The organism is Streptomyces sp. NBC_00576 (genome assembly GCF_036345175.1).
Taxonomy (GTDB): Bacteria; Actinomycetota; Actinomycetes; order Streptomycetales; family Streptomycetaceae; genus Streptomyces.
In genome coordinates this window covers 3,068,084-3,086,393 of sequence record NZ_CP107780.1, presented here as the reverse complement: position 1 = coordinate 3,086,393, position 18,310 = coordinate 3,068,084, and the positions used below count along the sequence as shown (strand labels likewise).

General features: G+C 68.9%; 20 protein-coding genes. 14 read left to right on the top strand and 6 right to left on the bottom strand.

Annotation, left to right across the window (positions count from 1 at the left end):
• Positions 1-44: 44 nt before the first annotated feature.
• From OG734_RS12815 to OG734_RS12805, 3 genes are read left to right on the top strand one after another with little or no spacing between them, the layout of a single operon-like run.
• Positions 45-1,043, top strand: coding sequence for an ABC transporter permease (locus OG734_RS12815; RefSeq protein WP_330287612.1), 999 nt, complete (start codon positions 45-47; stop codon positions 1,041-1,043).
• Positions 1,040-2,137, top strand: a complete 1,098-nt coding sequence (locus tag OG734_RS12810) for an ABC transporter ATP-binding protein (RefSeq protein WP_330287611.1) — start codon at positions 1,040-1,042, stop codon at positions 2,135-2,137. Before OG734_RS12815 ends, OG734_RS12810 begins: the two co-directional genes overlap by 4 nt.
• Positions 2,134-3,390 (top strand): ABC transporter ATP-binding protein, encoded by a 1,257-nt coding sequence (locus OG734_RS12805; protein ID WP_330287610.1) that lies wholly within the window; start codon positions 2,134-2,136, stop codon positions 3,388-3,390. The genes OG734_RS12810 and OG734_RS12805 overlap by 4 nt, the downstream gene beginning before the upstream one ends.
• A gap of 105 nt (positions 3,391-3,495) precedes the next feature.
• Here the strand turns inward: OG734_RS12805 and OG734_RS12800 are convergent, their stop codons facing one another.
• Positions 3,496-4,017 (bottom strand): hypothetical protein, encoded by a 522-nt coding sequence (locus OG734_RS12800; RefSeq protein WP_330287609.1) that lies wholly within the window; start codon positions 4,015-4,017, stop codon positions 3,496-3,498.
• A gap of 312 nt (positions 4,018-4,329) precedes the next feature.
• Here OG734_RS12800 and OG734_RS12795 point away from each other — a divergent pair, with 312 nt between their 5' ends.
• On the top strand, positions 4,330-5,721 hold the full coding sequence (locus tag OG734_RS12795) for a M1 family metallopeptidase (RefSeq protein ID WP_330287608.1): 1,392 nt from the start codon (positions 4,330-4,332) through the stop codon (positions 5,719-5,721).
• Positions 5,722-5,784: 63 nt separating this feature from the next.
• Positions 5,785-6,450, top strand: coding sequence for a trimeric intracellular cation channel family protein (locus OG734_RS12790; RefSeq protein WP_330287607.1), 666 nt, complete (start codon positions 5,785-5,787; stop codon positions 6,448-6,450).
• On the opposite strand, the gene OG734_RS12785 is transcribed toward OG734_RS12790, so the two are convergent.
• Entirely contained in the window at positions 6,350-7,612 is a 1,263-nt protein-coding gene (locus OG734_RS12785; RefSeq protein WP_330287606.1) for an alpha/beta hydrolase, read from the bottom strand. The genes OG734_RS12790 and OG734_RS12785 overlap by 101 nt on opposite strands.
• Before the next feature lie 144 nt (positions 7,613-7,756).
• Between OG734_RS12785 and OG734_RS12780 the strand changes: the two genes are divergently transcribed.
• Positions 7,757-8,617 carry a thioesterase family protein gene (locus OG734_RS12780; protein ID WP_330287605.1) on the top strand — a complete coding sequence of 287 codons (861 nt, stop codon included), beginning with the start codon at positions 7,757-7,759 and terminating at the stop codon, positions 8,615-8,617.
• Between the two features lie 236 nt (positions 8,618-8,853).
• A complete protein-coding gene (locus OG734_RS12775; protein ID WP_330287604.1) occupies positions 8,854-9,234 on the top strand; it encodes a hypothetical protein in 381 nt (126 codons plus the stop codon).
• A gap of 101 nt (positions 9,235-9,335) precedes the next feature.
• Here OG734_RS12775 and OG734_RS12770 read toward each other — a convergent pair whose 3' ends face one another.
• Entirely contained in the window at positions 9,336-9,962 is a 627-nt protein-coding gene (locus OG734_RS12770; protein ID WP_330287603.1) for a TetR family transcriptional regulator, read from the bottom strand.
• A gap of 121 nt (positions 9,963-10,083) precedes the next feature.
• Here OG734_RS12770 and OG734_RS12765 point away from each other — a divergent pair, with 121 nt between their 5' ends.
• From OG734_RS12765 to OG734_RS12755, 3 genes are all read left to right on the top strand, one after another.
• The gene (locus OG734_RS12765) at positions 10,084-10,236 is read left to right on the top strand and encodes a hypothetical protein (RefSeq protein WP_203730513.1); all 153 of its coding nucleotides are present in this window, start codon (positions 10,084-10,086) and stop codon (positions 10,234-10,236) included.
• Positions 10,237-10,241: 5 nt separating this feature from the next.
• Complete coding sequence (locus tag OG734_RS12760; protein ID WP_330287602.1) at positions 10,242-10,517, top strand: DUF4190 domain-containing protein; 276 nt, start codon at positions 10,242-10,244, stop codon at positions 10,515-10,517.
• A 110-nt stretch (positions 10,518-10,627) separates the two neighbouring features.
• A complete protein-coding gene (locus tag OG734_RS12755; RefSeq protein ID WP_330287601.1) occupies positions 10,628-11,791 on the top strand; it encodes a cysteine desulfurase family protein in 1,164 nt (387 codons plus the stop codon).
• 39 nt (positions 11,792-11,830) lie between these two features.
• On the opposite strand, the gene OG734_RS12750 is transcribed toward OG734_RS12755, so the two are convergent.
• Both OG734_RS12750 and OG734_RS12745 read right to left on the bottom strand, forming a co-directional pair.
• Positions 11,831-13,303 carry a multicopper oxidase family protein gene (locus OG734_RS12750; RefSeq protein WP_330287600.1) on the bottom strand — a complete coding sequence of 491 codons (1,473 nt, stop codon included), beginning with the start codon at positions 13,301-13,303 and terminating at the stop codon, positions 11,831-11,833.
• A 221-nt stretch (positions 13,304-13,524) separates the two neighbouring features.
• On the bottom strand, positions 13,525-14,274 hold the full coding sequence (locus OG734_RS12745) for an N-acetylmuramoyl-L-alanine amidase (protein ID WP_330287599.1): 750 nt from the start codon (positions 14,272-14,274) through the stop codon (positions 13,525-13,527).
• A gap of 60 nt (positions 14,275-14,334) precedes the next feature.
• Here OG734_RS12745 and mnmA point away from each other — a divergent pair, with 60 nt between their 5' ends.
• Complete coding sequence (gene mnmA / locus OG734_RS12740; protein WP_330287598.1) at positions 14,335-15,459, top strand: tRNA 2-thiouridine(34) synthase MnmA; 1,125 nt, start codon at positions 14,335-14,337, stop codon at positions 15,457-15,459.
• Between the two features lie 16 nt (positions 15,460-15,475).
• Here the strand turns inward: mnmA and OG734_RS12735 are convergent, their stop codons facing one another.
• Complete coding sequence (locus tag OG734_RS12735) at positions 15,476-15,799, bottom strand: DUF427 domain-containing protein (protein ID WP_330287597.1); 324 nt, start codon at positions 15,797-15,799, stop codon at positions 15,476-15,478.
• 82 nt (positions 15,800-15,881) lie between these two features.
• On the opposite strand from OG734_RS12735, the gene OG734_RS12730 reads away from it, so the two are divergent.
• The 3 genes from OG734_RS12730 (at position 15,882) to OG734_RS12720 (ending at position 18,299) form a co-directional block, all read left to right on the top strand.
• Positions 15,882-16,421 carry a TIGR00730 family Rossman fold protein gene (locus OG734_RS12730; RefSeq protein WP_330287596.1) on the top strand — a complete coding sequence of 180 codons (540 nt, stop codon included), beginning with the start codon at positions 15,882-15,884 and terminating at the stop codon, positions 16,419-16,421.
• A gap of 22 nt (positions 16,422-16,443) precedes the next feature.
• A complete protein-coding gene (locus OG734_RS12725; RefSeq protein ID WP_330287595.1) occupies positions 16,444-17,142 on the top strand; it encodes an SDR family oxidoreductase in 699 nt (232 codons plus the stop codon).
• 155 nt (positions 17,143-17,297) lie between these two features.
• Complete coding sequence (locus OG734_RS12720; RefSeq protein WP_330287594.1) at positions 17,298-18,299, top strand: methionine synthase; 1,002 nt, start codon at positions 17,298-17,300, stop codon at positions 18,297-18,299.
• The last annotated feature ends 11 nt before the right edge of the window (positions 18,300-18,310 follow it).

Sequence of the window (18,310 nt, the reverse complement as noted above, 5' to 3'; positions counted from 1 at the left end):
GGAAGACCTCCGGTGGCCCGCGCTCCAGCAGCGGGCCGAGAGCTGTGCTCGCTTACCTCATCAGGCGGCTGTTCGCCGCCGCAGTGATGCTGGTGGTCATCATCGTGGTGGTCTTCTGCATCTTCTTCCTTGTCCCCAAGTGGGCGGGGGTGGACCCCGCCCTGAGCTTCGTGGGCAAGCAGGCCGACCCCGGCGCCGTCGAGGCGATCCGGGTGAAGCTGGGCCTCGGTGACCCGATCTACTCCCAGGTCTGGGAGTTCTTCAAGGGCCTCTTCGCGGGCCGCACCTACGCGGCCGGCGGCGACGTCACCCAGTGCGCCGCGCCGTGCTTCGGCTACTCCTTCCGCAGCGAGCAGGCCATCTGGCCGCTGCTGACCGACCGCTTCCCGGTGACCCTGTCGCTCGCGCTCGGCGCCGCCGTGCTGTGGCTGGTCTTCGGTGTCTCGGCGGGTGTGCTCTCCGCACTCAAGCGGGGCAGCCTGTGGGACCGTGGTGCGATGGTCATCGCCCTCGGCGGTGTCTCGCTTCCCATCTACTTCACCGGTCTGCTCAGCCTGGCGATCTTCTCCTACGGACTGGGCTGGATCGACGCGCAGTACGTGCCCATCGAGGAGAGTTTCACGGGCTGGCTCGGCGGCATGATCCTGCCGTGGATCACCCTCGCCTTCCTGTACGCGGCGATGTACGCCCGGATCACCCGCGCCACGATGCTGGAGATCCTGGGTGAGGACTACATCCGTACCGCGCGGGCGAAGGGCCTCAAGGAACAGACCGTCATCGGCAAGCACGCCATGCGCTCGACGATGACGCCCATCCTGACCATGCTGGGCATGGACCTCGGCGCTCTCATCGGCGGCGCGATCCTGACCGAGACCACGTTCAGTCTTCCCGGACTGGGCCAGGCTGTGCTCGTCGGCATCAAGAACCAGGACCTGCCCATCATTCTGGGTGTCACCCTGATCACCTCTCTCGCGGTGCTCATCGCCAACCTCGCGGTGGATGTCCTGTACGCCGTGATCGACCCCCGAGTGAGGCTGTCATGACCGAACTCAACAAGAGCGGAGCGGCCGTGGGCGAGCCCACCACCGCCCTGACGGCTCCGACCGCCTTCCTCGAGGTGCGCGACCTGAAGGTGCACTTCCCGACCGACGACGGCCTGGTCAAGTCCGTCGACGGGCTCAGCTTCCAGCTGGAGAAGGGCAAGACCCTCGGCATCGTGGGCGAGTCGGGCTCCGGCAAGTCGGTCACCTCGCTCGGCATCATGGGCCTGCACAGCACCGGCCAGTACGGCAAGCGCAAGGCGCAGGTGTCCGGCGAGATCTGGCTGGACGGCACGGAGCTGCTGTCCGCCGACGCGGACTACGTGCGCAAGCTGCGCGGCCGTGACATGTCGATGATCTTCCAGGACCCGCTGTCGGCGCTGCACCCGTACTACACGATCGGCCACCAGATCGTGGAGGCGTACCGCATACACAACAAGGTCGACAAGAAGACGGCCAAGCGCCGTGCCGTGGAGATGCTCGACCGGGTCGGCATCCCGCAGCCCGACAAGCGGGTCGACAGTTACCCGCACGAGTTCTCGGGCGGTATGCGGCAGCGCGCGATGATCGCGATGTCGCTGGTCAACAACCCCGAACTGCTCATCGCGGACGAGCCGACGACCGCCCTGGACGTGACCGTCCAGGCGCAGATCCTCGACCTCATCCGTGATCTGCAGACGGAGTTCGGCTCAGCGGTCATCATCATCACCCACGACCTGGGTGTCGTCGCCGAGCTGGCCGACGACATCCTGGTGATGTACGGCGGCCGCTGCGTCGAACGAGGGCCGGCCGAGAAGGTGTTCTACGAGCCGCGGCACCCCTACACCTGGGGTCTGCTCGGTTCGATGCCGCGCCTGGACCGCGACCAGCAGGAGCGCCTCATCCCGGTCAAGGGCTCCCCGCCCTCCCTCATCAACATTCCGTCCGGCTGCGCCTTCAACCCGCGCTGCCCGTACGCGGACGTCCCCAAGGACAACGTCACCCGCACGGTCCGTCCCGAACTGGCCGAGGTCGGCAGTCGGCACTGGGCCGCCTGCCACATGACGCAGGAGCAGCGGGAGCGTATCTGGACCGAAGAGATTGCGCCGAAGCTGTGAGCGAGAAATCCGAGGACGCGGCAGTGACGAATCCCGCGCAGAGCAAGGGCGCCGTCCTCGCCAAGGACGCCGCTCCCGGCGAGACCTTGCTGAAGGTGACCGGCCTCCAGAAGCACTTCCCGATCCGCAAGGGTCTGCTCCAGCGGCAGGTCGGCGCGGTGCGCGCGGTCGACGGCATCGACTTCGAGGTCAAGTCCGGCGAGACCCTGGGCGTCGTGGGCGAGTCGGGCTGCGGCAAGTCGACGATGGGCCGGCTGATCACGCGGCTGCTCGAACCGACCGCCGGTACGGTCGAGTTCGAGGGCAGGGACATCACACACCTCGGTGTCGGCGGGATGCGCCCGCTGCGCCGCGACGTGCAGATGATCTTCCAGGATCCGTACTCGTCCCTGAACCCGCGGCACACCATCGGCACGATCATCAGCGCTCCCTTCCGGCTCCAGGGTGTCGAGCCCGAGGGCGGCATCAAGAAGGAAGTCCAGCGGCTGCTGTCGGTCGTGGGTCTCAACCCCGAGCACTACAACCGCTACCCGCACGAGTTCTCCGGCGGTCAGCGCCAGCGCATCGGCATCGCCCGCGCGCTGGCCCTGAAGCCGAAGCTGGTCGTGGCGGACGAGCCGGTCTCCGCGCTGGACGTGTCGATCCAGGCCCAGGTCGTCAACCTGATGGACGACCTCCAGCAGGAGCTGGGCCTGACATACGTGATCATCGCGCACGACCTCTCGGTGGTCCGGCACGTCTCCGACCGGATCGCGGTGATGTACCTCGGCAAGATCGTCGAACTGGCCGACCGCGAGTCGCTCTACAAGGCGCCGATGCACCCGTACACCAAGGCGCTGATGTCGGCTGTGCCGATCCCGGACCCGCGGCGCCGGGCGGCGAAGAGCGAGCGCATCCTGCTCCAGGGTGACGTGCCCTCGCCGATCTCACCGCCGAGCGGTTGCCGGTTCCACACCCGGTGCTGGAAGGCGACGCAGATCTGCACGACGGTCGAGCCGCAGCTCGTAGAGCTCAAGCCCGGTCAGCGTGTCGCCTGCCACCACCCGGAGAACTTCGAGGACCAGGCCCCGCAGGACACGGTGCTGCTGACGGTCGCCAAGGAGGCCGCGGCGCTGGTGGCCGACGAGGTACTGGCGGAGTCGGCGGAGACATCGGCGGCGGTGGCGGCGGAGGTGGCGGCCGAGACCGCCGGCACCGAGACCGCCGGTACCAAGACAGCTCCGGAGGAGCCGGAAGCCGACGGTAAAGAATAGGTCCGTCGAGAATTCAATAGGGAATTTTTACCAACGCGTGTGCCCCGGTTACCAGTTCACTGGTACCGGGGCACACGCGTTTATCAATTCCGGGTCATCGGCCGGTCAGGAACTGGTTTCCCAGTAGTGCCAGCCGACGGAAGTCGCGGGCAGCTTGGCCGTGCCCGAAGCAAGAGTGGTCGTCTTGCAACTGGGCTCCGTGCGATTCGACTCCCAGCTGACCTTGTAGCCGTTGGAGCCGTACTGCAGATTTCCGTACTTACGGGCGTGGATGTCGTGCGAGTAGGTGTGTCCGGTCGTGACGGCCACGGACTTGGTGATGCTGCCGCTGACCGAGGCCTTGGCCGCGGCGAACAGGTAGCTCGCGCTCACCTCCAGGGAGGTGGAGAGGCTGTACGTGATGGTGGAGGCCCTGGTGACGGAGGCGGTCATGGTGCCGCCCGGGCCGTCCTTGAGGTAGGCGCCCTTCGCGGGAAGCCGGTAGCCCGTGTGGGACTTGATCAGAACCCCGTAGGTAACCGGGCACGACCGCTTCGGTGTGACGAGTGCCGAGGCCGGGGCTGCTCCCGCGAGGACCGGCATGGTGCCGGCCAGAACGAGCGCGGCGAGTTTTGCTCTCTTACGCATGTGAATCCCCCATGTGAGCGTTCCGGATTCCGCTGTGGCGGAAATCCGTTTGGTCGTGAGTGACCTTACGAAGCTTGATCGAGGCCGGTCAATGGAATTCCATGGAGTTGAGCAAGAGTTGAGCTTGCCGATTCGAGGTCAACTCCCGTGGCTTTTCGGTCTGTTCGGCTCCGGCGGAATTCGCTGGAGAATATCGGTCATCAATCAACCGGTGATGCGTGACGAGTTGGCAAAGTCATGGACATGCCCGAACGGGAGGGTGCAGAGTCTGACATGTCGGTCTGATCGGAACATGCCTCGAAGGGATATCTCATGGCACTCTCCCGTTCGGCACGTTTAGGGGCCGTCGCCACCGCGGCGGCCTCTTTCCTTGTCATCGCCGCTTCCTCACACCCGGCCCCGGGGGCCGACGGCATCGGTGACTCCTACTTCCCGCAGCTCGGCAACGGCGGCTTCGACGCCCGCCACTACGCCCTCGACCTCGCGTACAACCCGGACACCGACCGACTCGACGGCCGTACGACCATCACCGCCCGCGCGACCCAGAACCTCTCGTCCTTCGATCTGGACCTCCAGAAGCTGGAGGTCACGCGGGTCGAAGTGAACGGCAGACGCGCCCAGTTCACGCGCCAGGGCGACGAGATCCGCATAACACCCCGCGGCTCCCTGTCCAAGGGGCGGGAGTTCGAGGTCGCCGTCACCTACGGCGGCGTGCCCGAACCGCTCACCGGACCCATCGTCTTCGGCTCCGACTACGGGTGGATGAAGACGCCCGACGGTGTCTTCGTCGCCTGTGAACCCAATGCCGCCTCCACCTGGTTCCCGTCCAGCGACCACCCCGACGACAAGGCCGCCTTCGACATCCGGATCAAGGCGCCGAAGGGGCTGACCGCCGTCTCCAACGGCCGGCTGGTCTCGACGTACGACAAGGGTGGCTCGACGTACACCCACTGGCGTGAGAAGAAGCAGATGGCGACCTACCTCGCCACCGCGACCATCGGGAAGTTCGACGTCAAGACGGGCGTCACGCCCGGCGGGACGCCGATCTACGTGGCCATCGACCCGGTGCTCGCGAACAGCAACAGCGTCGACGTGTACGCGGTGACGGCCGAGGCCACGGACTACTGGTCGAAGGTCTTCGGGCCGTATCCGTTCGAGGAGACCGGGGCGATCGTCGACGACATGCCGGCGGCCGGGTTCTCGCTGGAGACGCAGACCAAACCGGTGTACTCGGCCGTGCGCAACGAGACGACCATCGTGCACGAGCTGGCCCACCAGTGGTTCGGCGACTCCGTGTCGACGGAGCGCTGGAAGGACATCTGGCTCAACGAGGGTTTCGCGACCTACTCCCAGTGGCTGTGGGCCGAGTACAAGGGCACCCGCTCGGCGCACGACTCCTTCCTCGCCGGGTACAACTCCCGCCCCGCCGCTAACGCCTTCTGGCAGATCGTCGTCGGCGATCCGCAACGGGACACCATGTTCGCCTCGGCCGTCTACCAGCGCGGCGCGATGACGCTCCAGATGCTCCGCGAACGCATCGGTGACCCCGCCTTCTTCAAGCTGCTGCCCACCTGGACCAGGCTGCACAAGTACGGCAACGCGAACACCGACGACTTCATCCGGCTCGCGGAGAAGATCAGCGGGCAACAGCTCGACGACCTGTTCCAGACATGGCTCTTCACGACCGGCAAGCCTGTCTTGTAGGTCACCAAACGTTCCAGCCTTGCTTTGTAAGGTGCATACCCGTTTCTAGGTCAGAATATGGGGGTGATACAGCAGCTCTTCAACCCCTCCGTCCAGCACACCCTCGACCTCGTCGGCATCTTCGTCTTCGCGATCTCCGGCGCCCTGCTCGCCGTCCGGAAGAACTTCGACGTCTTCGGGATCGCCGTACTCGCCGAGGTCACCGCGCTGGGCGGCGGGCTGCTGCGGGATCTGGTCATCGGGGCGGTGCCGCCGGCGGCGTTCAGGGATCTCGGGTACTTCCTGACGCCGCTGCTCGCCGCCCTGCTCGTCTTCTTCCTCCACCCGGAGGTGGAGCGCATCCAGGCGGGCGTCAACGTGTTCGACGCGGCGGGGCTCGGGCTGTTCTGTGTCACGGGCACGGTGAAGGCGTACGACTACGGCCTGGGCCTCACCGCCTCCGCCGCCCTCGGTCTCGCGACCGCCGTGGGCGGCGGAGTGCTGCGTGACGTCCTCGCCAACGAGGTTCCCTCGCTGCTGCGTTGGGACCGTGACCTGTACGCGGTCCCGGCGATCGTCGGCTCCGCCCTGGTCGTCCTCTGCATCCGCTACGACGTGCTCAACCCGGTCACCAGCGGGCTGGCGGTCGTCACGGCCTTCGTACTGCGGCTGCTCGCGATGCGGTTCCACTGGCGAGCGCCGCGCGCGTGGAACCGGCGGTCGACGGCTCGTGAGGAAGAGTCCGGGTAACGGAGCCGGAGCCGGCCGTGCCGTCGCCCGCCTTCCGGCCGCCCGCGTCGAACTGCTGGGTGAGCCAGCGGAACACCGTGGTGATCTGGGGGCGCCACAGCGCCATGTTGTGGCCGCCGGCGCTGCGCGGCAGGTACACCACGTCCACCGCCGTCGGCGACTTCGCCACCTTCCGCAGGGCCAGGCCGGCCTCGTAGCCGTCGCCGGACTCGCCGGAGACGTACAGCGCGATCGCGGGCGGGACGCGGTCGTGCTTGAGGATCAGGTACGGGTTGTTCGCGGCCCGTAGCTGCGGGTTCTGCGCGGTCAGCGATACGGGTTCGCCCATCGGGTCGTTGTAGCCGGACATGGACACCGCGGCCCGGTAGCGGTCGGGGTGCGCTATGGCGAGCTTCGCCGCGCAGTGCGCCCCGGCCGAGTAGCCGGCCACGGCCCAGCCGCCGGGCCCGCTCTCGGCGCGGAAGTTGTCCATGACCATTTTCGGTACGTCGACGCTGAGCCAGCTGTCCGCGTTGACCCGGCCCGGAATGTTGGCGCAGCCGGTGTCCGCGTCGGCGATGAGCGTCGTGCGGGGCGCCACCAGGATGAAGGGCGTGATCGAGCCGCTCTTCATCAACGGCAGCAGTTGCCCGGGCGCGTGCAGTGAACCGAACCAGGCCTTCGGTGAACCCGGGTAGCCCGGCAGCAGTTCGACGACCGGGAAACTGCGGTGCCGGTAGGCGGCCTCGTGGTACTGGGGTGGCAGCCAGACGTAGACCTCGGCGTCGACGCCCGACACCCGGCCTCTGAGGTCGGTGACCTCGACGCCGCCGGCCGCGTGCATGCCCGGCCCGCTGCCCTCGTGGAACGTCTGCCTCATCTTCGGCAGCCTGCGCAGCGAGATGCCGCCGGTGCCGTCGGGGCCGAGGTCGGCGGCGGCCTGGACATGGTCTCCCGTGCCGAGGAGGTCGCCCCAGTTGTCGTACAGGTTGTTGGCGTTGTTCACCACCAGGAAGACCAGGGTGATCGCCGTGCCCTGGGCGAACAGCACCATCAGCAGCCTGGCGGCGCCGCGCACGAGCGCGGGCCCGCGGACCCGGGACCAGAGGGCGAGGGGCAGCAGTACGGCGACGGCGGCGAGCGCGATCGTCGTGATGAGAAACGGCGTACCGGTGAGGCTCATGTCTGGGAGGAGGAGGAACCGGTGCCGGAGGTCACGGCTTCGGACGAACCCTTACCCAAGACATTCCGGGCACTTACCAAGCGGCAGAGCGTCGTCGATCCGAAAAAGCTACCGCTTAGTATTCTTCTGTTGTACCGTTCAGGCATGCCAGAAGCAGCTTCCGTCCAGGCCGTGCGAGCCAGCATCGGCGACAGCGAGTTCGACCGCGACACCGCCGTCACCCGGCGCGCGCCCGGCGTCTACGACGCCGAACTCTCCGCCGGCTGGACCGTCATCAACGCCGTCAACGGCGGCTATCTGCTGGCGGTACTGGGCCGCGCCCTCGCGGACGCCCTCCCGCACGGCGACCCGTTCAGCGTCTCCGCGCACTACCTCACCGCGTCCCGCCCCGGTCCGGCCGTCGTCCGCACGGACGTGGTCCGCACCGGACGCTCGCTGTCGACCGGTCAGGCCTCCCTCTTCCAGTACGACGACGAGGGCCAGGAGGTCGAGCGGATCCGGGTCCTCGCCTCCTACGGCGACCTGGACGCCCTTCCCGACGACGTCCGGACGACCGCCGAGCCCCCCGCGATGCCGCCCATGGACCAGTGCTTCGGCCCGCAGGACGCACCCGCACCCATCCCCGGCAGTTCCACCATCACCGACCGGCTGATGCTCAAACTCGACCCCGCCACGCTCGGCTGGGCACTCGGCGCACCCTCCGGAAAGGGGGAGATGCGGTCCTGGTTCGGGCTCGCCGACGGCCGCGACGCCGACCCCCTCTCGCTGCTCCTCGCCGTCGACGCGCTGCCGCCGACCGCGTTCGAGATCGGCATGTCCGGCTGGGTCCCGACGGTCGAACTGACCGTGCATGTCCGCTGCCGCCCGGCGCCGGGCCCGCTGCGGGTGTCGATAACGACCCGCAACCTGGCCGGCGGCTTCCTGGAGGAGGACGCCGAGGTCTGGGACAGCGCGGACCGACTCGTCGCCCAGTCACGGCAGTTGGCGAGCGTACGGCTCGGGTGAAGGGCTGAGGGGCCGAGGGGCTGAGGACCGCGCGGCGGCTTCTGTCACGGACCTGTACCAGCGGGTAGTTTGCTCTCCGGAGAGAAAGGCCAGGTCAGGCGCGTTCTTATGGACGCGCTTTACCTGACGCACAGGCGGGAAACAGGGCGGGCTCAAGGAACCACCAGGTGTCATTGATTCGATGCCTGCCTCGAAACTTCCTCATCTCTCCTGCATCTTTCCTGGAGTTGTTTCTCATGAAGCGTGTGCGTCTCGTCCCCGCCGTGGCTCTGCTGGCGCTGTCCCCGCTGGTGCTCACCGCCTGCGGTTCGGGTGACTCGTCGACCTCGACCAGCGGCAACTCCGGTACCTCCGGGCAGAGTTGCCAGGCCCCCTCGGGCATGCCGTCGGGCGCCCCTTCGGGTGCGCCGAGCGGCGCCCCGTCAGGGGCCCCGACCGACGGTGCCTCAGGGGCTCCATCGGGTCAGCCGACCGGCGCGGCTCCGTCCGGCGCGCCCTCGGGCATGCCGTCCGGCGGCCCGGGTCGCGGTCAGGGCGGTGGCGGTGGCTGTGGTGGTGGCCCCGGTGGCGGTCAGGGCGGCCCTGGGCAGGGTCAGCAGATCCAGCGGCAGGGCTGACGGGCTGCGGGCCAGGAGGCCTCGTACGGGTACGACATGGGCGGCGCGCTCGACGGACGGGCGCGCCGCCCACGTGCGTTCCGGGGGTGGTCCACCGTCGGTCAGGCCAGCCAGTGTCTGCGGCCGATGGCGATCAGGCGCATTCGGCGGGTCGCCAGGTGGGCCACCTGTTCGCGCTGTGCCGCCGGGGCGTCCAGGGTCTCCAGGAACTGGGAGGCCGTCACCAGCATCTGGTCGACGTACAGACCCGCGAGCATCAGCAGGTCCTCCTCGGTCCAGCCCTGGGACTCGGGCTGTTCGGCCAGCGCGTCCCGCACCTCCTCGGCGAACCGGGCGAGTTGGTCCCGGATGGCCTCGCGGACCGGCTGGACCCCGCCATGCCGTTCGCGTGCGATGAAGCGGACGTGGGCGGGCTGCGCCTGGACGTGACCGGCGATCAGGTCGACCGCGCGGACTATGCGGTCCTCGCTGTCGCCGGAACCGGACACCGTCGTACCGATCATCGGGTGGAGGCTGCCGAGCGCCTCCTCGACGAGCGCGATACCGAGGTCGGCGGTGGAGCGGAAGTGCCGGTAGAAGGCGGTGGGGGCGACTCCGACGGCACGGGTCACCTCGCGCAGACCGAGGCTGCTCAGGCTCTGGTCCTCCAACAGGCCGAGCGCCGCGTCCAGGAGCGCCTGCCGGGTCTTCTGCTTCTGGACCTGTCGGACGCCGAGAGTGTGACTCATGCCATGCAGTTAACAACTGTTCTCTGTAATTGAAAAGCCGGAAAGCGCGCTAGACTCAAGAGTCAGTGAACAAGTGTTACTACAAGCGTTCACTGAACTGTAACGAAAGGGATCTCCTCCCATGTTCTTCCTCGTAGCCGTCCTTCTGCTGCTGGGCATGGTGCTGGGCACCGTCGCCCATCTCCCGGTCTCGTTCACCGTCCTGGCCGCCGCCGGTATCGCCGCCTGGCTCGCCGTCTTCGCGCTCCGTGAGCGCCTCGCCCGTCGGAGCTGATCACCATGCAACTCACCGCATCGGCCACCGGCCGTACCGAGCGCACCGCTCCCCGCGACGCCGACGGCATGGCTGTCGCGTCCTTCGTCCTCGGTCTGCTGGGCCTGCTGGTCCTCAACGTCTTCCTCGGCCCCGTAGCCATCGCGCTGGCCGTCGTCGCCCTCTGGCGCGGCACCAAGCGGCCCGGCCGGGCCATCCTCGGCCTCGGTCTCGGCGTGGCCGACCTGGTCGTGCTGGTCACCCTCATGGAGCTGGACAACACCGTCTCCTGGAGCTTCTGACCACCGTCGGCCCGGTCCTGGGTGGCGTGGGCGTACTCCTGACGGTGCGCAGATAGCGTGGGCGCCCTCCCCTCGGTCCCTTCACCGGGGCGCCGTAGAATCACGGCACCATGGCATACCTCGACCACGCCGCGACCACCCCGATGCTTCCGGAGGCGGTCGAGGCAATGACCGCGCAGCTGGGCGTCACCGGCAACGCCTCCTCACTCCACGCGGCCGGCCGCAGGGCCAGGCGTACGGTCGAGGAGGCCCGTGAGACGCTCGCCGAGTCGCTGGGTGCCCGGCCCAGCGAGGTCGTGTTCACCTCGGGCGGCACCGAGGCCGACAACCTCGCCGTCAAGGGGCTGTACTGGTCCCGGCGGGACGCCGATCCGGCCCGCGTCCGCGTTCTCGCCAGCCCCGTCGAGCACCACGCCGTTCTCGACGCCGTGCACTGGCTCGGCGAGCACGAGGGCGCCGTCGTCGAGTACCTCCCGGTCGACTCGTACGGCCGAGTCCATCCCGACGCCCTGCGTGAGGCCGTCGCCCGCGACCCCGGCAGTGTGGCCCTGGCCACCGTGATGTGGGCCAACAACGAGATCGGCACGATCATGCCGGTCCGTGAACTCGCCGACGTGGCACGCGAGTTCGACATTCCCCTGCATGCCGACGCCGTGCAGGCCTTCGGTCAGGTGCCACTCTCCTTCGCCGACTCCGGGCTCGCCGCGATGACCGTCTCCGGCCACAAGGTCGGCGGCCCGTACGGCATCGGCGCGCTGCTGCTGGGCCGCGAGTACAGCCCCGTACCCGTGCTGCACGGCGGCGGGCAGGAACGGCACGTGCGGTCCGGGACCCTCGATGTGCCGGCCGTCGCCTCCTTCGCGGTGGCCGGGCGGATCGCCGCCGAGCAGCAGGAGTGGTTCGCGCACGAGATCGGCGCCCTGCGCGACTCCCTGATCGAGGAGGTGCGCAGGGTGGTGCCGGACGCGGTGCTGGGCGGCGACCCGGTCGACCGGCTGCCCGCCAACGCCCACTTCACCTTCCCCGGCTGCGAGGGCGACTCCCTGCTGCTGCTTCTGGACGCTCAGGGCATCGAGTGCTCGACGGGGTCCGCCTGCACGGCCGGTGTGGCCCAGCCCAGCCATGTTCTCCTGGCCACCGGTACGGCCCCCGACCTGGCCCGCGGCACCCTGCGCTTCTCCTTCGGCCACACCTCCACGCAGGCGGATGTGGAGGCGGTGGCGAAGGCGATCGGCCCCGTGGTGGAACGGGCACGGGCGGCGGGCCTCAGCTAGCCGAGGGGCAGGTTGGGCACCCTGCCTCACCAGGCCCGCTCAGCTGTCCATCACCATGAGGGCGGCCATCATGCCCTCGTCCTCGTGTTGCAGCAGATGGCAGTGGAGCATGTACATGTACGTGTCGTCGGTGAAGTCGGTGAACTTCATCGCGATCTTGATCGAGCCGCCGCCGACCACCTCGTAGGTGTCGAACCAGCCCAGGTCGGTGCCGGTGGGTGCGACTCCGTTGATCGCGATCAGCTGGAACGGCACGTCATGCAGATGGAAGGAGTGTTCCAGCTGGGTGGTGTTGGAGATCGTCCAGACCTCCTCGGCGTCGAGGGTGGTCATGATCGTCGCCATCGAGGCCATGGTGGTGCCGGACTTGCCGTTGATGTTCATCGCCGTGCCCACCTGCCCCAGCGTGACCGTGCGGGCGGCGAAGTCCGTCGTGTCGTACCGGGTGATCGTGTTGAGCGAGCTCGGCAGGTCGGCCGGGGTGTCGGAGGCGTCCGGCGTGACGGTCAGGAAGTCGTACGTGCCGCTGCCGCCGCGAACCCAGCCGGTGGTGACGACGGTCTGCAGGGTCACCGCGGCGCTGAGATCGAGGACGAACTCGGCGCGGGCACCCGCCACCAGCCGGATGGAGGTCACCTCGGTGGCCTCGGTCAGATAGCCCTGGTCGGTGGCTATCTGGGTGAGGGTCCCGCCGTCGCTCCGCTGGACGGTCATGATGTCGGAGGGGGAGGCGTTGAGCACCCGGAACCGCGTACGGGTTTTGGTGGCCGTGAAGCCGAGGGTGGTCGCGTCGACGTTGGTGCCGTTGCACAGCACCGGATAGGACAGGCCGGCGGAGAGGTAGCCGGTCAGGTTGTACTTGATGTCGCCCGAGCTGTCGGCGGCCAGACACTGCAGGATGAGCGGGATGTCGTCGACGCCGTACTCGCTCGGCAGCGCGGCCGAGGCGTCCGAGTCGTCCTCGACGATGATCATCCCGGCCAGACCGTGGACGACCTGCTCGGCCGTGGTGCCCAGGGCGTGCGGGTGGTACCAGAGGGTCTTGGCCTCGTCCTTGATCTCGAAGGTGGGCGACCAGGTCGTGCCGTCGGCGAAGGCGTTCTGCGGGCCGCCGTCCATCTTGGGCGGGACGTGGGCGCCGTGGAAGTGGACGCTGGTGTCCGCGCCCAGGGTGTTGGTGATGTTCAGCAGGACGGTGCTGCCGTTGGTCCACTTCATGGTCGGGCCGAGGTACGACCCGTTGTAGCCGGCCGTCGTACTGGTGACGCCGCTGACCACCTCGCTCGTCCCGGTCTTCGCGGTCAGGGTGAATGTCGTGGTGCCGTCGGCGGTGGTGCCCTCCAGCAGGTCCGGGATGTTCAGGGTGGTGTCGGCCGCCGCGGCCTCGAAGGCGTTGCCGTCGGTCAGCATGGCGAAGGTCGCCCCCGCCGCACCTACGGCCGCCAGCCCGGCCCCGGCCATTCCGCCGAGGAACTTCCGCCGGTGCATGCCCTTGCTCTTTGTGTTGGTCATGTTGCTCATGGCAGCGGAGCTTTGGGCCAAGGGCTGTGTGAGGACTGAGGGAAACTTTGGAAGTCCGGCGAGAACCTGTGGAAACCGAAAGCGTCGCCCTGATGCTCAACTCTGCGAAAACACAGGCGAGTTGGCGGCGCGCAGGTCAGGATCTGCGGACCGGACACTTCGGGCGGCCGGCACTCATTCCAAGCTCATAACCTTGAGCCATATGATGTACGTCACGCCGATTTTCGCACCGGAGCGGTGCGGGCCTGTGTCACGAGCCGCAGGTACTTCTCCCAGTCCCACCCTTTCCCCGGATCGGTGTGGTCCGTGCCCGGCACCTCCACATGCCCGATGATGTGCTCCCGGTCGACGGGTATGTCGTACCGCGCGCAGACCCGGGCCGTCAGCCGCGCCGAGGCGGCGTACATCGCGTCCGTGAAGTCCTCGGGCTTCTCCACGAAGCCCTCGTGCTCGATGCCCACGCTCCGCTCGTTGTACTCCCGGTTGCCCGCGTGGAACGCCACGTCCAGCTCGCGGATCATCTGGGTGATCCGCCCGTCCTTGCGGACGACGTAGTGCGCCGCCGCTCCGTGCCCCGGGTCCTGGAAGACCTTCACCGCGCTGGCGAAGCTGCCCTGCGTGACATGGATGATCACCCGGTCCACGGCGTAGTCGTCGGGCCGGTCCGCCATCCGCCAGTTCGCCGAGGAGGCCGCCACCCAGCGCGCCCCCGTGAAGTCGACCTCGCCCTCCTTGCGCGGCTTGGACACCCCGGGCACCCGCCACCACAGGTGCCCCAGCTCGTCGCGCGCGAGCACGCCCGTGGCGACGGCGGCCACCGCCCCGCCGATGAGCAGGGCGCGCCGCCCGATCCGCCGGTCGCCGTCCTTGGGCGCCCTCCCGTGCCCCTCGCTCCGCAACTGCTGGGGGATGTCCTGCGAAAGGCCGCGGCCGGTGTCCCGCCGAGCCTGTGTTTCCTCCATGTGAGCGTGAACGGATACTCGCGCGCCCCGGTTCCCGGCGCCCCGTACCCTTGAGGGGTTATGACTCACACCTCGCAGCAGCCCCTCCGCGTACTGGCCGCCATGTCCGGCGGCGTGGACTCCGCCGTAGCCGCCGCCCGCGCGGCGGAAGCCGGCCACGATGTGACAGGCGTCCACCTCGCCCTGTCCGCGAACCCGCAGTCGTTCCGCACGGGCGCGCGTGGCTGTTGCACCATCGAGGACTCCCGCGACGCCCGCCGTGCGGCCGACGTCATCGGCATCCCCTTCTACGTGTGGGACCTCGCCGAACGCTTCCGCGAGGACGTGGTGGACGACTTCGTCGCCGAGTACGAGGCGGGGCGCACCCCCAACCCGTGCCTGCGCTGCAACGAGAAGATCAAGTTCGCCGCGCTCCTCGACAAGGCCCTCGCCCTGGGCTTCGACGCGGTCTGCACGGGCCACTACGCCCAGGTGATCGTTCTCGAGGACGGCACGCGCGAGCTGCACCGCGCCTCCGACATGGCCAAGGACCAGTCGTACGTCCTCGGGGTGCTCGACGACCGTCAGCTCGCCCACGCGATGTTCCCCCTCGGCGACACCCTCACCACCAAGGACGAGATCCGCGCGGAGGCCGAGCGGCGCGGCCTCGCGGTCGCCAAGAAGCCCGACTCGCACGACATCTGCTTCATCGCCGACGGCGACACCCAGGGCTTCCTGGCAAACCGCCTGGGCCGCGCCGAGGGCGACATCGTCGACGAGTCCGGCGCGAAGATCGGCACGCACGAGGGCGCGTACGGCTTCACCATCGGCCAGCGCAAGGGCCTTCGCATCGGCACCCCGGCCGCCGACGGCAAGCCGCGCTACGTCCTCGACATCTCCCCGGTCGACAACACGGTGACGGTCGGCCCGGCCGCCGCCCTCGACGTCGACGCGCTCACCGCCATCAAGCCCCGCTGGTGCGGAGCGGCCCCCACCGGCCCCGGCACCTACACCGCCCAGCTGCGCGCCCACGGCGGCGAGACCGAGGTGACCGCCGAACTGCTCGACGGCACCCTGGAGGTCACGTTCACCGAGCCCGTACGCGGGGTGGCACCGGGCCAGGCGATCGTCCTGTACGACGGCACCCGCGTCGTCGGCTCGGCGACGATCGCCACGACGAACCGGGCCACGGCGGGCGTGAACTGAGCCGTCTCGGTTCGGTCTACAGGGTCTCGACCTCGTAGAAGCAGAGGTGGTCCTTTATCCGGGCCACCTCCGGGTTCGGCTCGGGGTATGCCCAGACGAGGTCCGCGGCGTCCGGGAGGGACCAGTAGGACGCCGTGCCCTTGAAGGGGCAGTACGTGTGGGTGTCGGAGGGCGTCAGCAGGTCGAGGCGGACGTCCTCCGCGGGGAGGTAGTACCGCGGGGGCAGGCCGGTCTCGCGCAGGACGAGGGCCCGCTCGCTCTCGGCGAGCACCTGGCCGCCGTGGACGACCCGTACACGCTCGGTGTGCTGCTCGATGGTGATCGTGTGTCCTTCGGTCATGTCGAAAGAGCGTTCGCGGAGCCCGGGTTGTTCCCGGATCCGCCCGCGATCCGCCCGTGATCCTCCCGCGTACGGTGAGGGCATGAACATCTGTGTCTTCCTCTCCGCCGCCGACCTGGACGACCGTTACACGCGCCCCGCGCGGGAGTTCGCGAAACTGCTCGGCAAGGGCGGGCACACCCTCGTCTGGGGCGGCTCGGACGTGGGCCTGATGAAGGTGGTGGCGGACGGAGTCCAGGAGGCGGGCGGCCGGCTGCTCGGCGTCTCGGTGGACTTCCTCGCGGCCAAGGCACGTCCGGGCGCCGACGAGATGGTGATCGCGCGCGACCTCGGGGAGCGGAAGCGGATCCTCCTGGAGAAGGCGGACGCTGTCGTGATCATGGTGGGCGGCACCGGAACGCTCGACGAGGCCACGGAGATCCTGGAGCTGAAGAAGCACCGTAAGACGGACATGCCGGTGGTGCTGCTGAACACGGCGGGCTTCTACGACGGACTGAAGGAACAGTTCCGCCGCATGGAGACCGAGGGATTCCTGCCCCGCCCGCTCACCGACCTGGTGTTCTTCGCGGAGGAGCCGGTGGGGGCGCTGGCGTACCTGGAGGAGAGCAGGGGAGTGGCATGACGGCCGGCCCCGTGATGCGAGCATGGCGGGCATGGCTACACATGTGATCACCGGGGCGGGGTCGGGTATCGGTGCGGCGGTCGCGCGGCGGCTGCACGCGCGCGGGGACGAACTCGTGCTGCACGCGCGGGACGCGGGGCGCGCGAAGGAGTTGGCGGCGGAGTTCCCGGGGGCGAGGACTCTGGTGGGCGACCTGGCCGATCCGGACCGGCTGTCCTGGGCGTTCTCCCACCAGGCGCTGCCGGAGCGAGTGGACTCCCTGCTGCACATCGCGGGGGTGGTCGATCTCGGCCCTGTTGGCGACCTGACCCCGAAGACCTGGCGCCACCAGCTGAACGTCAACCTGATCGCCCCCGCCGAGCTGACCCGTCACCTCCTGCCCCAACTCCGCGTCTCCCAGGGCCAGGTGATCTTCGTCAACTCCGGCGCGGGCCTGAACGCGAGTGCCAACTGGTCCGCGTACGCCGCGTCCAAGCACGGCCTCAAGGCCCTCGCGGACTCGTTGCGCCAGGAGGAACACGAGGCGGGGGTGCGGGTGACGACGGTCTATCCGGGGCGTACGACGAGTCCGATGCAGGAGAAGGTGCACCAGCAGGAGGGCAAGGAGTACGACCCGTCGAAGTGGATCGACCCCGAGTCGGTGGCGACCACGATCCTGCTGGCGCTGGACCTGCCCCGGGACGCGGAGATCAACGACGTGACGGTACGCCCGGGTCGCTGACGGGGCCTGTCCTCAAACGCCGGAGAGGCTGGGTGTTCCAGCCTCTCCGGCGTTTGAGGAGCGGGGGTTCGGGGGCAGCGCCCCCGATGGGGGTCCCCCCTCTGGGGGAGGGACGGGTAGGGGCGGCGGGGGCGAAGAAACATAGGCTGCCTCACGTGAACGCGAACCCCACCTTCGGCCCCGCCACCGGCATCGGTTCCCTTCCCGGCGGCGACGCCCGGGAAGCCGCCAAGGCGGCCACCGGGACCTTCGAGACCTTCCCCTTCCTGCCCGAACTCCCCGCCCGCGGCCCCGGCGCCGACATGATCGGCCGCACCATCGGCATGCTCGTGGAGATGTACGCGCGCGTGGAGCCCAGCGGCTGGCGCCTCGGTGACCGCCCGGGCCGGGACACCAAGCGGGCCCGTTCCTGGCTCGGCGAGGACGTCGACGCGCTGGAGGAGTTCACGCAGGGGTACGAGGGCCAGGTGAAGGTACAGGCCGTGGGCCCCTGGACACTGGCCGCCGGCCTGGAACTCAGGAACGGTGAGCTCGCCCTCTCCGACCCCGGCGCCTGCCGCGACCTCGCCGGCTCCCTCGCCGAGGGCATCCGCCTCCACCTCGACGAACTGCGCCGCCGCATCCCCGGAGCCCAACTCGTCCTGCAGCTCGACGAACCGTCCCTCATCGCCGTACTGCGCGGCCACGTGAGGTCCGCCAGCGGCTACCGCACCCACCGTGCTCCCGACCGCCAGGTCGCCGAGGCGACCCTCCGGGAGGTCGTCGCGGCGGCCGGCGACGGGCCGGTCGTCGTTCACTCCTGCGCGCCGGACGTCCCGTTCGCCCTGCTCCGCAGAGCCGGTGCCGCCGCCGTCTCCTTCGACTTCGCACTTCTCACCGAGCGTGACGACGACGTGATCGGTGAGGCGGTGGAAGGCGGTACGCGCCTGTTCGCCGGTGTCGTGCCGGGCACGGACGGCCCATTGTCAGACCCTGCCGGTAGCGTCAGTGGGGTCAGGTCGTTGTGGCGCAGGCTGGGGCTGCATCCGGGGCTTCTCGCGGAGGCGGTCACGATCACTCCGTCGTGCGGACTCGCGGGCGCTTCCCCGCAGTACGCACGACAGGCGCTCGCCCACTGCGTCCAGGCGGCGAGATCACTCGCGGACAACCCAGAGTAACGGGAGGACAA

What these genes read in the sequence shown, in the direction of transcription:
- mnmA (WP_330287598.1), top strand. Translation starts at nt 14,335, where the DNA reads ATGACTCACACCTCGCAGCAGCCCCTCCGCGTACTGGCCGCCATGTCC.
- OG734_RS12730 (WP_330287596.1), top strand. Translation starts at nt 15,882, where the DNA reads ATGAACATCTGTGTCTTCCTCTCCGCCGCCGACCTGGACGACCGTTAC.
- OG734_RS12760 (WP_330287602.1), top strand. Translation starts at nt 10,242, where the DNA reads ATGCAACTCACCGCATCGGCCACCGGCCGTACCGAGCGCACCGCTCCC.
- OG734_RS12795 (WP_330287608.1), top strand. Translation starts at nt 4,330, where the DNA reads ATGGCACTCTCCCGTTCGGCACGTTTAGGGGCCGTCGCCACCGCGGCG.
- OG734_RS12755 (WP_330287601.1), top strand. Translation starts at nt 10,628, where the DNA reads ATGGCATACCTCGACCACGCCGCGACCACCCCGATGCTTCCGGAGGCG.
- OG734_RS12765 (WP_203730513.1), top strand. Translation starts at nt 10,084, where the DNA reads ATGTTCTTCCTCGTAGCCGTCCTTCTGCTGCTGGGCATGGTGCTGGGC.
- OG734_RS12725 (WP_330287595.1), top strand. Translation starts at nt 16,444, where the DNA reads ATGGCGGGCATGGCTACACATGTGATCACCGGGGCGGGGTCGGGTATC.
- OG734_RS12750 (WP_330287600.1), bottom strand. Translation starts at nt 13,303, where the DNA reads ATGACCAACACAAAGAGCAAGGGCATGCACCGGCGGAAGTTCCTCGGC.
- OG734_RS12780 (WP_330287605.1), top strand. Translation starts at nt 7,757, where the DNA reads ATGCCAGAAGCAGCTTCCGTCCAGGCCGTGCGAGCCAGCATCGGCGAC.
- OG734_RS12810 (WP_330287611.1), top strand. Translation starts at nt 1,040, where the DNA reads ATGACCGAACTCAACAAGAGCGGAGCGGCCGTGGGCGAGCCCACCACC.
- OG734_RS12745 (WP_330287599.1), bottom strand. Translation starts at nt 14,274, where the DNA reads ATGGAGGAAACACAGGCTCGGCGGGACACCGGCCGCGGCCTTTCGCAG.
- OG734_RS12800 (WP_330287609.1), bottom strand. Translation starts at nt 4,017, where the DNA reads ATGCGTAAGAGAGCAAAACTCGCCGCGCTCGTTCTGGCCGGCACCATG.
- OG734_RS12785 (WP_330287606.1), bottom strand. Translation starts at nt 7,612, where the DNA reads ATGAGCCTCACCGGTACGCCGTTTCTCATCACGACGATCGCGCTCGCC.
- OG734_RS12770 (WP_330287603.1), bottom strand. Translation starts at nt 9,962, where the DNA reads ATGAGTCACACTCTCGGCGTCCGACAGGTCCAGAAGCAGAAGACCCGG.
- OG734_RS12735 (WP_330287597.1), bottom strand. Translation starts at nt 15,799, where the DNA reads ATGACCGAAGGACACACGATCACCATCGAGCAGCACACCGAGCGTGTA.
- OG734_RS12775 (WP_330287604.1), top strand. Translation starts at nt 8,854, where the DNA reads ATGAAGCGTGTGCGTCTCGTCCCCGCCGTGGCTCTGCTGGCGCTGTCC.